Here is a 13,130-nt window from a genome sequence, read left to right as displayed (position 1 = left end):
TTTGAATAAGGAGTTTTGACTGATGAGTACCAAGAAGCCAGCCACCCCGCCTAAGAGTGAGCTTGCGGGCACCGATACCCTGGACCGTGGCAACACCAACGCCAAGCTGCAGGCCCTGGAAGAATTTCGCTCCGATGCGACCGGCCAGGCGCTGCGCACCAACCAAGGCGTAAAGATTTCCGATAACCAGAACACCCTCAAAGTCGGCGCCCGTGGCCCCTCGCTGCTGGAAGACTTCATCATGCGTGAAAAAATCACGCACTTTGACCATGAGCGTATCCCGGAGCGCATCGTGCATGCCCGTGGCACTGGCGCCCATGGTTATTTCCAGACCTATAAGAACCATTCTGCGCTGAGCAAGGCCGGGTTCCTGCGTAACCCGGAGCATAAAACCCCGGTGTTCGTGCGCTTCTCCACCGTGCAAGGCCCGCGTGGTTCGGGCGATACCGTGCGTGACGTACGCGGCTTTGCCGTGAAGTTCTTCACCGACGAAGGCAACTTCGACCTGGTGGGCAACAACATGCCGATCTTCTTCATCCAGGATGCGATCAAGTTTCCGGACTTTGTGCATGCGGTAAAACCTGAGCCACATAACGAGATTCCTACCGGTGGCTCGGCCCACGATACGTTCTGGGATTTCGTCTCGCTGCAGCCGGAATCGGCGCATATGGTGCTGTGGGCCATGTCTGACCGTGCCATTCCAAAAAGCCTGCGTTCCATGCAGGGTTTTGGTATTCACACCTTCCGGTTGATCAATACCGAAGGCAAGTCCAGCTTTGTGAAATTCCATTGGCACCCGAAAGTCGGCACCTGCTCGCTGGTGTGGGACGAAGCGCAAAAGCTTGCCGGTAAAGACACCGACCACCACCGTCGCGACCTGTGGGAAGCGATCGAGGGCGGCGACTACCCTGAGTGGGAGTTGGGCGTGCAAATCGTTGCCGAAGAGGACGAACACAAGTTCGACTTCGACCTGCTTGACCCGACCAAGATCATCCCCGAAGAGCTGGTGCCGATAACCCCGCTAGGCAAAATGGTGCTTAACCGCAACCCGGACAACTTCTTTGCCGAGGTCGAGCAGGTCGCCTTTTGCCCAGGCCATATCGTGCCGGGTATCGACTTCACCAACGACCCGCTGCTGCAAGGCCGTCTGTTTTCCTACACCGATACGCAGATCAGCCGACTCGGTGGCCCGAATTTTCATGAGCTGCCGATTAACCGGCCGGTCACGCCTTTCCATAACGGCCAGCGTGATGCCCAGCACCGCACCGTGATCGATAAGGGCCGTGCGTCCTACGAGCCGAACTCGATTGATGGCGGTTGGCCCAAAGAAACGCCAGCGGCGGCTCAGGATGGCGGGTTCGAGACTTATTACGAGCGCGTTGACGCCAACAAGGTACGTGAGCGCAGTGAGTCGTTTGGTGACCACTTCTCGCAAGCCACGCTGTTTTTCCACAGCATGAGCCACCACGAGAAAGAGCACATCATCGCGGCCTACAGCTTCGAGTTGGGCAAGGTGGAGCGTGAGTTTATCCGCGCGCGTCAGGTCAACGAGATTCTGGCCAATATCGACCTGGAGTTGGCCAAGCGCGTTGCGCAGAACCTCGGCCTGCCGGCGCCGACCAAAGGCACGGTACCGCCGCGCAAGACGTCGCTGAAAGAGTCGCCGGCGTTGAGCCAGGTGAACCTGCTGTCGGGCGACATCAAAACACGCAAAGTCGCAATTCTTGCGGCTAACGGTGTGGATGGCGCAGCGATTGCGGCGTTGAAGAAAGCGCTGGCCGCCGAAGGTGCGCATGCCAAGGTGCTGGGGCCGACGTCGGCACCGGTGAAGACTGCGGATGGCAAGAGCCTGCCGGTGGATGCGTCGATGGAAGGCATGCCGTCGGTGGCGTTTGATGCGGTGTTCGTGCCGGGCGGTAAAGAGTCGATCAAGGCCTTGAGTGGCGACGGCGTGGCGTTGCACTTCCTGTTGGAGGCGTACAAGCATCTGAAGGCGATTGCGCTTGCCAGTGATGCCAAGCCGTTGCTGGAGCAGCTTAAGCTGGAGGCGGATGCGGGGTTGATCGTGGGAGCGGATGCCAAGGCGTTCAAGGCATTCTTTGCGGCGATTGCGCAGCATCGGGTGTGGGCGCGGGAGCCTAAGGCCAAGGCGATTCCGGCTTAAGCTTTTGGGTGTTTGTTAGACCGCTATCGCAGGCAAGCCAGCTCCCACATTTGACTGTATTCACAGTTCAAAAGGTGGGAGCTGGCTTGCCTGCGATGGCTTTACTCGGTTTTGCGCGGAATCAACACAACCTGCGCCGGGATGTGTTTCACAATCTGCCGGTGAATCTTCAGGTCATACGCCGAATCAATGCGCTTCACCCGTTTGGTCAGCAGTGTGGCCAGCCATGGGTAATCCTGGGTGCGCGGCGCCTGAATGGTCACGTCGCACTGGTAATTCACCACATCGGTGGCGATCGCATCCAACTGATGGCGAAGTTCTTCAATATCGGTGAGGTTCAACGCAACCGTGGTGCTTTGAGCCGCCGGGTCGATGACCTTGGCGGGTGGCTTGGCCTCGGCAGCTTTCAAGGCGGCTTCGGCTTTATCCAGCTCGGCTTTGCGGGCGTGGCTGATGGCGCTGTTGACGCCGCCCGTGAGCGCCGGAGCCTTGGGCATCAAGGCGCGTGCGCGGCTTAACGCCGTAGCGGCGGCATTTACATCACCTTTTTGCAATACGATCTGGCTGCGTTGCAAGTAGGCTTCGGCCAATTGGCGCTGGTAGGTTTCCAGGGCTGGGTCGTTGGGCGACTGGGCCTGTAATGCGGCCAGCTCGTCTTCGGCGGTGGCCAGTTCACTGCTGGCCAGGTTTTGCTCCAGCTGTGCGATGGCCGCAGCACGCGGGTCCTGCGCCTCGGGGGCGGCGGGCGGTGTGCTTTGGCAGGCGCCCAGCAGCAGGGAAAATGCGGCAAGGAGCAGATAACGGGAGTTGAACGGCTTCATTCCTGCGACTCTCTATTTGCGCAAAAAGCGAGCAAGTCTACACCCCTCGACGGGGCAGGACAAAACTCAGCAGAAACAGGGCGGCGGCCGTGACCACAATCGACGGCCCGGCCGGCGTGTCCTTGAACCAGGACAGCGCCAGGCCCCCGCACACGGCGAGCATGCCCAGCAGGCTGGCGCCGATCGCCATCTGCTCCGGTGAGCGGGCATGGCGCTGGGCGGCGGCTGCGGGAATGATCAGCAGCGACGTGATCAACAATACGCCGACAATCTTCATTGCGACAGCAATCACCACGGCGATCAACAGCATCAGGGTCATGCGCAGCGCCGGTACGGGCAAACCTTCGACGGTGGCCAGCTCTTCGTGCACGGTAATTGCCAGCAACGGGCGCCACAAGGCCACCAGCAGCACCAGCACAGCGGCGCTGCCGCCGAGGATCCAGGCAAGGTCAGTGGGGCTGATCGCCAGCAAATCGCCGAACAGGTAGGCCATCAGGTCGATGCGTACTTCATGCATGAAGCTCAGCACCACCAGGCCCAGCGACAGCGTGCTTGGCGCCAGAATGCCCAGCAGCGTGTCCGAGGCCAGCGGCTGGCGCTGTTGCAGGGTTACCAGCAGCACTGCCAGTAATAGGCAGCCCGCAGTGACGGCGATGGTCGGGCTCACATCCAGCAGAAAGCCCATGGCCACGCCCAGCAGCGCGGCATGCGACAACGTGTCGCCAAAGTAGGCCATGCGCCGCCAGACCACGAACGAGCCCAATGGGCCCGCCACCAGTGCCAAAGCCAAGCCTGCCAGCAGGGCGTAGAGCAGAAAATCAGCCATGCTTGCAGCTATCTCCATGAACGTGGGGTTGAGGCGTAGCGGGATCGTCGACCACAGCGCCATGCAAATCATGGGCGTGATCGTGATGGTGGTGATAGATCGCCAGGCTCTGCGCGTTTTTGCCGAACAGCTCGACGAATGCCGGGTCGCCGCTCACCTGTTCCGGGTGGCCGGAGCAGCATACGTGGCGGTTGAGGCACACCACTTGATCCGTGGTGCTCATCACCAGGTGCAAGTCGTGGGAGACCATCAGCACGCCGCAGCCATGGCGGTCACGCAGGCGGGGGATCAGGCTGTACAGCTCGGCCTGGCCGGCAACATCCACGCCTTGCACGGGTTCATCAAGTACCAGTAGCTCGGGTTCGCGCAACAAGGCGCGCGCCAGCAGTACGCGCTGCATCTCGCCGCCGGAGATGCTCTGCACCGGGCTGTCGATAACCTGTTCGGCACCGACTTCCTTAAGCGCCGCTTGTGCGCGTGCGCGGTCGACGCCAGGCACCAGGCGCAGGAAGCGAAGTACCGACAGCGGCAGCGTTGGATCGACGTGTAATTTTTGCGGCATGTAACCGACGCGCAGCTTGGGCTTGCGCCACACGCTGCCGCTGTCGGGCTTGAGCAGGCCAAGCACGGCGCGCACCAGCGTGGTCTTGCCGGCGCCATTGGGGCCGATCAGCGTCACGATCTGCCCTGGCTCCACGCTCAATGCGATGTTATCCAGTACGTTTTGCCCGGCGAACGTGACCCCAACCTGCTCCAGGCGGATTAACGCGTTGCTCATCAAGCCCCCTGGCAACCGGAGCAGAGCCCGACCACTTCGACCGTTTGCCCTTCGACCTTGAAGCCCACGTCGGCGGAGCTTTTGATGATGGCGTCGCTGATGCTTTTTTGTTCAAGCTCGATGGCGGCATGGCATTCGCGGCAGATCAGGAATTGGCCCTGGTGCGCGTGTTCCGGGTGGCTGCAACCGACAAAGGCGTTGAGCGAGGCGATGCGATGCACCAGGCCGTTTTCCAGCAGGAAGTCCAGCGCGCGGTACACCGTCGGCGGCGCGGCGCGGCGGCCGTCCTGCTCGCTGAGCACGCCAAGAATGTCGTAGGCGCCCAGGGGCTTGTGACTTTGCCACACCAGCTCCAGCACCCGACGACGCAGGGCGGTCAGGCGCAAGCCTTTCTGCGCGCACAGGGTATCGGCCTCCGACAGCGCGGTGTGTACGCAGTGAGAGTGGTCGTGGGGACGGCTGGCAAGCGGTGTTTTAGGCATGAGCGGCGACAGACATTTGATAGAGACGTTATTATGTTACCTGTTCCTACGCCATTGAGTGGTCATCGTGTCCCGACTTTTTCCCGTTTTTGTCGTATTTGTCACCAGTTTGTTCATCGCTGGGGCCGCTCAGGCTGAGGTCAAGGTGCTGACCAGCATCAAACCGTTGCAGTTGATCGCCGCCGCTGTGCAGGACGGCGTGGCGATTCCAGAGGTGCTGTTGCCGCCTGGCGCATCGCCGCATAACTATGCCTTGCGCCCATCCGACGTACGGCGCGTGCAGTCGGTAGACCTGCTGTATTGGATCGGCCCGGACATGGAAAGCTTCCTGCCACGCGTGCTCAAGGGGCGTAGCCTGCCGACCGTGGCAGTTCAAGACTTGCCTGGGATGAAGTTGCGTCGGTTCGCCGAAGATAGCCACTCGCATGCCGATGATGCCGACGAACACGACCACGATCACCGCCCTGGCAGCCTGGATGCGCACTTGTGGTTGTCGACGGTCAACGCTCGGGTGATCGCTGCGCGCATGGCGTCTGACCTCAGCACTGCCGACCCGGCCAACGCTGCGCGTTATCAGAGCAATGTGAAGGCGTTCGATGAGCGTCTGGATGCTTTGGATGCACGTTTGAAGGCGCGCCTGTCCACCGTCGGCGACAAGCCGTACTTCGTGTTCCACGAGGCATTTGATTATTTCGAAGACGCTTACGGGCTCAAGCACACGGGCGTGTTCAGCGTGGCCGCCGAGGTGCAGCCGGGCGCTCAGCATGTTGCCGCGATGCGTACGCGTTTGCAGGAAGTGGGTAAGACGTGCGTGTTCAGCGAGCCGCCGTTGCGTCCGCGTTTGGCCGAGACTTTGGTGGCGGGCTTGCCGGTGAAGTTGGCAGAGCTGGATGCGTTGGGTGGCTATACCCCGGCGACGGCGCAGGGTTATGAGCAGGTACTGGAAAAGCTGGGGAGTGACTTGGCCGGGTGCCTGGAGTCGCTCTAACTGCAAATACATAACCCATGTGGGAGCGGGCTTGCTCGCGAATGCGGTGGATCAGTAATAGATGTATTTACTGACACTGCGCATTCGCGAGCAAGCCCGCTCCCACATTTTAAAGTGCGAACGGCAGGTGGACGGTAACCTGCTGGCGCTGCGCCAGCCGATGCTCGAACTCCGCCGGGTCATGGATCAACACATCCTGCCCGGCAAACGATTCTGCGGCGATCAGGCGTGACAGCCAGAAACGCACGCACGCAACGCGCAGCAGGGTCGGCCACAGCTCGGCCTCCTTGGCGGTAAACGGCCGCAGCCCCGCGTAGGCGCCCAGCAACGCGCGGGCGCGTTGCCCATCAATCACGCCATCGGCGTCGGAGCACCAGTCATTCAAGGCGATTGCCACGTCGTAGAGCATCGGGCCTGAGCAGGCGTTGTAGAAGTCGATCAAACCGGTGAGGTGGGTGCCTTCGAACATCGCGTTGTCGCGGAACAGGTCGGCGTGTACGTTGGCGCGCGGCAGGGCGAGGATGTCGGCCTTGTGGGCTTCGATTTCGCTCAAGGACGCTTGCAGCAGACGCTGCTGGGCTTCGTTCAGGTGTGAAATAAGCTGCGCGCCTTCAGTGAGCATCCACTCCAGGCCGCGATCGGTCTTGCGCTCCAGCACTTTGTCGCCTTGCGTCGCCAGGTGCAGGTGGCCGAGCAGGTCGCCGACCTGGGCGCAATGCTGCGCGTTGGCGTCCTTTATGTGCTTGCCGGCCAGGCGCGGCTGCAACAGCGCCGGTTTGCCTTTGAGTTCGCGAAGCGCCATGCCATCGGTGGTACGCAGCGCGTAAGGCACCGGCAGGTCGGCGTCGTGGAGCACGTCTAGCAGTTCGATGAAGAACGGCATTTCCGCCACTGGGCCGCGCTCAACCAGAGTCAGGACGAATTCGCCCTGTTCCAGGCTGATGAAAAAGTTGGTGTTTTCGCTACCGGCGGCAATCCCCTGGAAATCAAGCAGGCGGCCGAGCCCGTAAGGGGCGAGAAAGGTTTCCAGCTCGGGCCGAGCCAGGGGGGTGAACACAGACATGTTTAAGCTGCCAGTACGGGCGCCGCAGTGCGCGGCGCCAATTTAAGTTAAGAAATCATTTCCATTCGAAGATCTTCCATGACGGGATCAGCATATCCGGCTGGTCAGAGCGGATGAAGTTCGCATCGGTTCCGTCCGCGCGCACCAGGAAATACGGTGGAAAGCCTTTTTGCGTCACCTTAATTGCGTACAGGAAGCCATTCTGGCGGTATTCCTGAATGGTCTTGTCGCCTTCCGTGCGAATGGTAACTTCCGGGTCGCCCGACGGCGCAGTATCCGCCGCCATGGCCACTATCGGGGTGAGTGCAATCAAGCCGGTCAACAACAGGCGATTTACTGTACGCATGATAACCTTGTCCCTTTGTCGTCATTGGTCCGGCTATTCTAGCGCCTGACCCGCCGAAAAGGTTGATCCTGCTCATGAGCCAAGCCCCCCTCGTCCTGGTGGACGGTTCTTCTTATCTGTACCGCGCCTTCCACGCGCTGCCACCGCTGACCACCTCCAAAGGCCTGCCGACCGGTGCGGTCAAGGGCGTGTTGAACATGCTCAAAAGCCTGCGCAAGCAGTACCCAAACAGCCCGTTCGCGGTGGTGTTCGACGCCAAGGGTGGGACCTTTCGCGATGAGATGTACGCCGAATACAAGGCTAACCGCCCCAGCATGCCCGATGACATGCGCCTGCAAATCGAGCCACTGCACCAGAGTGTGATCGCCCTGGGCTTCCCGTTGCTGTGCGTTGAAGGCGTCGAGGCCGATGATGTGATCGGCACGCTGGCCCGCAGCAGCGCGGCGGCTGACCGTCCGGTAGTGATTTCTACCGGCGACAAGGACATGGCGCAGCTGGTGGACGGGCACATTACCTTGGTCAACACCATGACCGGTAGCTCGATGGACATCGAGGGCGTGAAGGAGAAATTCGGTGTCGCTCCGGAGCAGATCATCGATTATCTGGCGCTGATGGGCGATTCGTCCGACAACATCCCAGGCGTGCCGGGGATTGGTCCGAAGACGGCTTCCGGCTTGCTGGTGGGCGTGAATGGCGGCATCAAAGAGCTGTATGAGCAGTTGGATATCGTGCCGACCTTGCCGATCCGCGGGGCCAAGACCCTGCCGGCCAAGTTGGAAGAGCATAAGGAGATGGCATTCCTGTCCTATCAACTGGCGACGATCAAGGTCGACGTGCCGCTGGATGTGGGCCTGGATGATTTGCACCTGATCGAACCGGACCGCGAAAAGCTGCTGGAGCTGTACACGCTGCTGGAGTTCAAGAGCTGGTTTGATGAAATTCAGCGCGATGCCAAGCGCGTTGAGCTCAAGGCTGCCCCTGTTGTTGAGGAGGCCATCGAAGTGGTGGCACCCGCAGAAGCGTCTTACACCACCATCCTCGACCAGGCGACATTCGACGCCTGGCTGAAAAAACTCAACGCGGCAAAATTGTTCGCGTTCGACACCGAAACCACCGGGATCGATGCGCAACAGGCGCAATTGGTCGGGGTTTCCTTTGCCGTGCAGCCCCATGAAGCAGCTTACATCCCGCTGACCCATTCCTACATCGGCGCGCCGCAGCAACTGGACCGTGACACGGTACTGCTGGCCTTGAAGCCATTGCTGGAGGACGCGACCAAGCTCAAGGTCGGCCAGCACGCCAAGTTTGATATGAACATCCTGGCCAACTGTGCCATCGGCGGCGACCAGGCCAACGGTATTACCGTGCGCGGCATCGCTTTCGACACCATGCTCGAATCCTATGTGCTGAACTCCACCGCGACCCGGCACGACATGGACAGCCTGGCCAAGAAGTACCTGGACTACGACACTGTCAGCTTCCAGGACATCGCCGGCAAGGGCGCCAAGCAGCTGACGTTCGACCAGATCCCGCTTGAGCAAGCCGGCCCTTATGCGGCCGAAGATGCCGACGTGACGCTGCGCCTGCACCAGGCTTTGCATGCGCAGCTTGAAGCCATTCCAAGCCTTGCCAGTGTGCTGACGGACATTGAAATACCCTTGGTGCCGGTGCTGGCGCGTATCGAGCGTCAAGGCGCACTGGTGGATAAGGCGCTGCTGGGCATCCAGAGTATCGAGCTGGGCAACAAGATGGTTGAGCTGGAGCGCCAGGCGTTTGAGATCGCCGGTGAAGAGTTCAACCTGGGCTCGCCCAAGCAACTCGGGGCGATTCTTTACGAGAAGCTCGGTTTGCCGGTATTGAAAAAGACCGGCAAAGGCCAGGCGTCCACGGCTGAAGAAGTATTGGCCAAGCTGGCCGAAGATGACTTCCTGTTGCCCAAGGTACTGATGCAGTACCGCAGCATGAGCAAGCTCAAAAGCACCTACACCGACCGCCTGCCGGAGCAGATCAACCCGCGTACCGGGCGTATTCACACGTCTTATCATCAGGCGGTGGCGGCGACCGGGCGTTTGTCGTCCAGTGATCCGAACCTGCAGAACATCCCGGTGCGCACCGCCGAAGGGCGGCGCATTCGCCAGGCGTTTGTCGCGCCTAAAGGCTACAAGTTGCTGGCGGCGGACTATTCGCAGATCGAACTGCGGATCATGGCGCATTTGTCCAAGGACGAGGGGCTGATGAATGCCTTCCGTAATGACCTGGACGTGCACACCGCCACCGCCGCCGAAGTGTTCAAGGTTGAGCTGACAGAGGTCACGTCCAACCAGCGCCGCAGTGCCAAGGCGATCAACTTTGGCCTGATCTACGGCATGGGCGCGCAGAAGCTCGGCAAGGACATTGGCGTGGATACCAAGACCGCCAAGGCCTACATTGATGTGTACTTTGCGCGCTACCCAGGCGTGCGTGAATACATGGAGCGCACCCGCGCCCAGGCGGCCGACCAGGGTTATGTCGAAACCTTCTTTGGGCGTCGGCTGTATCTGCCGGACATCAACTCCAACAAGCCTCAGGAGCGCGCGGCCGCAGAGCGCACAGCGATTAACGCGCCGATGCAGGGTACGGCGGCGGACATCATCAAGAAAGCCATGGTGCTGGTGGACAACTGGCTGACCGAGTCGGGCCTGGATGCCAAAGTGATCCTGCAGGTGCACGATGAATTGGTGCTTGAGGTGCGTGAGGATCTGGTGGCGCAAGTCAGCGAGAAGATCCGCGAGCATATGAGCGCGGCGGCCAAGCTTGACGTGCCTTTGGTGGTAGACGTGGGCGTGGGCGATAACTGGGACGAAGCACACTGACAGCGCGGCTCTGCCATTGCCGAGGGTGATGGCAGAGCGCTTTAGATCAAAAGGCGTCGCAGGTTATTTCCAATAGTTTTTTTGACCTGCCGGAACTTAACCCGTGAACTGCTACTCAGAGTTACTGAATGGGTGGTGAAGCCCTTCAATGCTCCTATGTTGTGTTAAGTGTTGGCAGATATCTGGACCCCGCCCTAGCGGTCCGGAACTTGGACCCCGAACTTCCCCTCCCCATACGAAGTCCGGGGTTTTTTTTGCCTGCGCAAAAGTTATTCGGCGATTTCCGCGCCCTTGTCTGCTAATTCCATCCAGCCGGCCAGCACGGTGTAAGCGTCTTCCAGGCCCATGCGCTTGGGCGCCGAGAACAACTGGATGGTGATCGCGTCGCCCCAACCTTTACGGATTTCGGACTGCACTTTGAGCAAGGTGTTCTTGGCTGCGCCGTAGGTCAGCTTGTCGGCCTTGGTCAGCAGGATATGCATCGGCATGCCGCTGGAGACGGCCCAATCGAGCATCAGCAGGTCGAAATCGGTCATTGGATGACGGATGTCCATCATCAGAATCAAGCCCTTCAAACTCTCGCGGCCACCCAGGTAAGCCTCAAGGTGACGCTGCCAGTGCAGCTTCAACGGGATGGGTACTTTTGCATAACCGTAGCCCGGCAGGTCGACCAGACGCCGATCATCGTCTAGCTTGAAGAAATTGAGCAGCTGCGTGCGGCCCGGGGTTTTCGAGGTGCGCGCCAGGCTGGCGTGGGTCAGGGTGTTCAGCGCGCTGGACTTACCGGCGTTGGAACGGCCGGCAAAGGCGACTTCAAAGCCCTCGTCATCGGGGCATTGGTCCACTTTGGCGGCGCTGAGCATGAACGTGGACTGTTGGCACAGGCCGAGGATGGGATTCTTGAGTTGCATGAGATTTCCGATGTGGGCGGTGCCGAGAAAGGGTGCGGCAAGCGGTGTCGTTTCCGTTTCAGTAGCGCCAGTATATAATGCCGCAGATTTTGTGTGTGCTTTGTCCCAGCGAAGGATGAAGTTCACGGGAGCGAAAGACCTTCATTGCGCATTAGAACGCAAAACGCTCTCAAACCCTGAAAAGGTCGATGTATGACCCGATGGTTATGCGCTTTTGGTGTCCTGATCGCGCTTTTAGGCGCTCAGGCTACACAGGATCCAGAGGCGCTGTACAACCGAGTTTGCATGGCTACGCTGATGCAACACGTGACTCAGGGTTTCAAGGCAATGCCGCCGCGTGGTTTGTGCATGGACTGCAGTACTGAGGATTACCAGGCCATCAACGCGTTGATGGTGAGTAAACCCGGTAGATAACTCTTAAACCCTTAGCCGTAGTTGGATTAGCTGATGAACAAACTGATCGTGAGTCTGCTGTTGACCTTGGGCATCACTGGCGCTGCCGTCGCTGCAGAGGGCCCCCTTAAAGGTGATGCCACTGCCGGTCAAGCGAAAGCCGCCGTATGTGGTGCTTGCCATGGACCGGATGGCAACAGCCCGGCGCCGAACTTCCCCAAACTGGCAGGCCAGGGTGAGCGTTACCTGACCAAGCAGATGCACGACATCAAGGACGGCAAGCGCACGGTGCTGGAAATGACCGGCTTGCTGACTAATCTCAGCGATCAGGACCTGGCGGACATCGCGGCGTATTTTGCCAGCCAGAAAGGCAGTGTGGGAGCTGCTGATCCGAAGCTCGTTGATAAAGGCCAGGCGTTGTTTCAAGGCGGCAAACTCGCTGAAGACCAACCTATCGGTGGCATGCCTGCCTGTAAGGCTTGTCACATCGCAGGTGGCAGTGGGCTGGCCGAGGCGGGTTTTCCCCACCTGAGTGGTCAGCACGCCCAATACACAGCCAAGCAGTTGAAGGACTTCCGCGAGAAGGTTCGCTCCATCGATGGCGATGCCAGCAACAAAATGATGACTGACATTGCGGCGAAACTTTCGGATAAAGATATCGAAGCGCTGTCCAGCTATATTCAGGGCCTGCACTGATTGGACCTGCGACGTTAACGCTCGATTAATCCATCGATGCAAGCATAAAAAGGGTGGCTTAGGCCGCCCTTTTTTGTGGCCGGTGCCGTTACACTAACGAACTCATGCCCGCGTAGACCTGTCACAACTAAAGGTCGCGTGAGGCGACTTTATTTGTCCAGGAGTAAAGCATGCGTAATCTGATCCTCAGCGCCGCTCTCGTCACTGTCAGCCTTTTCGGCATGACCGCGCAAGCTGCCGACGTGCCGCTTGAAGCCGGTAAAACCTACGTTGAATTGGCCAACCCGGTTCCGGTCTCGGAGCCAGGCAAGATCGAAGTGGTGGAGCTGTTCTGGTATGGCTGCCCGCATTGCTACGCCTTTGAGCCGACTATCAATCCTTGGGCCGAAAAACTTCCGTCCGACGTTAACTTCCGACGCATCCCGGCCATGTTCGGCGGCCCATGGGATGCCCACGGCCAACTGTTCCTGACCCTGGAAGCCATGGGTGTCGAGCACAAGGTTCACAACGCTGTATTTAATGCGATTCAAAAAGAAGGCAAGCGCCTGACCAAGCCTGACGAAATGGCTGACTTTGTTGCCACCCAAGGCGTCGACAAGGACAAGTTCCTGGCCACCTTCAACTCCTTCGCTATCCAGGGCCAAATCAAACAGGCCAAGGAACTCGCCCAGAAGTACGGCGTACAAGGCGTACCGACCATGATCGTCAACGGCAAATACCGTTTCGACCTGGGCACTACCGGTGGTCCTGAGCAAACCCTCAATGTTGCCGACCAACTGATCGCTAAAGAGCGCGCAGCCAAGTAAGGGG

General features: G+C 59.6%; 13 protein-coding genes. 6 read left to right on the top strand and 7 right to left on the bottom strand.

Annotation, left to right across the window (positions count from 1 at the left end; all coding sequences use genetic code 11):
- The first annotated feature begins 22 nt into the window (after positions 1 to 22).
- Positions 23 to 2,164, top strand: coding sequence for a catalase HPII (gene katE, locus AOA62_RS26110; RefSeq protein ID WP_017139102.1), 2,142 nt, complete (start codon positions 23 to 25; stop codon positions 2,162 to 2,164).
- A gap of 101 nt (positions 2,165 to 2,265) precedes the next feature.
- Here katE and AOA62_RS26105 read toward each other — a convergent pair whose 3' ends face one another.
- The 4 genes from AOA62_RS26105 to AOA62_RS26090 are packed head-to-tail and all read right to left on the bottom strand — an operon-like array spanning position 2,266 to position 5,083.
- Positions 2,266 to 2,985, bottom strand: a complete 720-nt coding sequence (locus AOA62_RS26105) for a PA5502 family lipoprotein (RefSeq protein ID WP_017139101.1) — start codon at positions 2,983 to 2,985, stop codon at positions 2,266 to 2,268.
- A 37-nt stretch (positions 2,986 to 3,022) separates the two neighbouring features.
- Positions 3,023 to 3,811, bottom strand: coding sequence for a zinc ABC transporter permease subunit ZnuB (gene znuB, locus AOA62_RS26100; protein WP_099550164.1), 789 nt, complete (start codon positions 3,809 to 3,811; stop codon positions 3,023 to 3,025).
- Complete coding sequence (gene znuC / locus AOA62_RS26095; RefSeq protein WP_099550163.1) at positions 3,804 to 4,589, bottom strand: zinc ABC transporter ATP-binding protein ZnuC; 786 nt, start codon at positions 4,587 to 4,589, stop codon at positions 3,804 to 3,806. The genes znuB and znuC overlap by 8 nt, the downstream gene beginning before the upstream one ends.
- The gene (locus AOA62_RS26090; protein ID WP_169987986.1) at positions 4,589 to 5,083 is read right to left on the bottom strand and encodes a Fur family transcriptional regulator; all 495 of its coding nucleotides are present in this window, start codon (positions 5,081 to 5,083) and stop codon (positions 4,589 to 4,591) included. The genes znuC and AOA62_RS26090 overlap by 1 nt, the downstream gene beginning before the upstream one ends.
- Before the next feature lie 46 nt (positions 5,084 to 5,129).
- Here AOA62_RS26090 and AOA62_RS26085 point away from each other — a divergent pair, with 46 nt between their 5' ends.
- Complete coding sequence (locus AOA62_RS26085) at positions 5,130 to 6,059, top strand: zinc ABC transporter substrate-binding protein (protein WP_099550162.1); 930 nt, start codon at positions 5,130 to 5,132, stop codon at positions 6,057 to 6,059.
- A gap of 109 nt (positions 6,060 to 6,168) precedes the next feature.
- On the opposite strand, the gene AOA62_RS26080 is transcribed toward AOA62_RS26085, so the two are convergent.
- Positions 6,169 to 7,122 carry a homoserine kinase gene (locus AOA62_RS26080; protein WP_017139094.1) on the bottom strand — a complete coding sequence of 318 codons (954 nt, stop codon included), beginning with the start codon at positions 7,120 to 7,122 and terminating at the stop codon, positions 6,169 to 6,171.
- A gap of 55 nt (positions 7,123 to 7,177) precedes the next feature.
- Complete coding sequence (locus AOA62_RS26075; protein WP_017139093.1) at positions 7,178 to 7,468, bottom strand: DUF2782 domain-containing protein; 291 nt, start codon at positions 7,466 to 7,468, stop codon at positions 7,178 to 7,180.
- Between the two features lie 74 nt (positions 7,469 to 7,542).
- Between AOA62_RS26075 and polA the strand changes: the two genes are divergently transcribed.
- Complete coding sequence (gene polA, locus AOA62_RS26070) at positions 7,543 to 10,320, top strand: DNA polymerase I (protein ID WP_099550161.1); 2,778 nt, start codon at positions 7,543 to 7,545, stop codon at positions 10,318 to 10,320.
- Between the two features lie 269 nt (positions 10,321 to 10,589).
- Here the strand turns inward: polA and yihA are convergent, their stop codons facing one another.
- Positions 10,590 to 11,231: a ribosome biogenesis GTP-binding protein YihA/YsxC gene (yihA, locus tag AOA62_RS26065; RefSeq protein ID WP_099550160.1), complete on the bottom strand. Its 642-nt coding sequence runs from the start codon at positions 11,229 to 11,231 to the stop codon at positions 10,590 to 10,592.
- A gap of 192 nt (positions 11,232 to 11,423) precedes the next feature.
- Here yihA and AOA62_RS32560 point away from each other — a divergent pair, with 192 nt between their 5' ends.
- The 3 genes from AOA62_RS32560 to dsbA all read left to right on the top strand — a co-directional run bounded on the left by AOA62_RS32560 (position 11,424) and on the right by dsbA (position 13,126).
- Complete coding sequence (locus AOA62_RS32560) at positions 11,424 to 11,645, top strand: cytochrome (protein ID WP_017139090.1); 222 nt, start codon at positions 11,424 to 11,426, stop codon at positions 11,643 to 11,645.
- Positions 11,646 to 11,678: 33 nt separating this feature from the next.
- On the top strand, positions 11,679 to 12,320 hold the full coding sequence (locus tag AOA62_RS26055) for a cytochrome c (RefSeq protein ID WP_017139089.1): 642 nt from the start codon (positions 11,679 to 11,681) through the stop codon (positions 12,318 to 12,320).
- Between the two features lie 170 nt (positions 12,321 to 12,490).
- Positions 12,491 to 13,126 carry a thiol:disulfide interchange protein DsbA gene (dsbA, locus tag AOA62_RS26045; protein WP_017139088.1) on the top strand — a complete coding sequence of 212 codons (636 nt, stop codon included), beginning with the start codon at positions 12,491 to 12,493 and terminating at the stop codon, positions 13,124 to 13,126.
- Positions 13,127 to 13,130 lie beyond the last annotated feature (4 nt).

Source organism: Pseudomonas sp. 2995-3 (assembly GCF_002742565.1).
GTDB lineage: Bacteria > Pseudomonadota > Gammaproteobacteria > Pseudomonadales > Pseudomonadaceae > Aquipseudomonas > Aquipseudomonas edaphica.
Note: the sequence above shows the minus strand (reverse complement) of the source record. Positions and strands in the feature narration are given on the sequence as shown.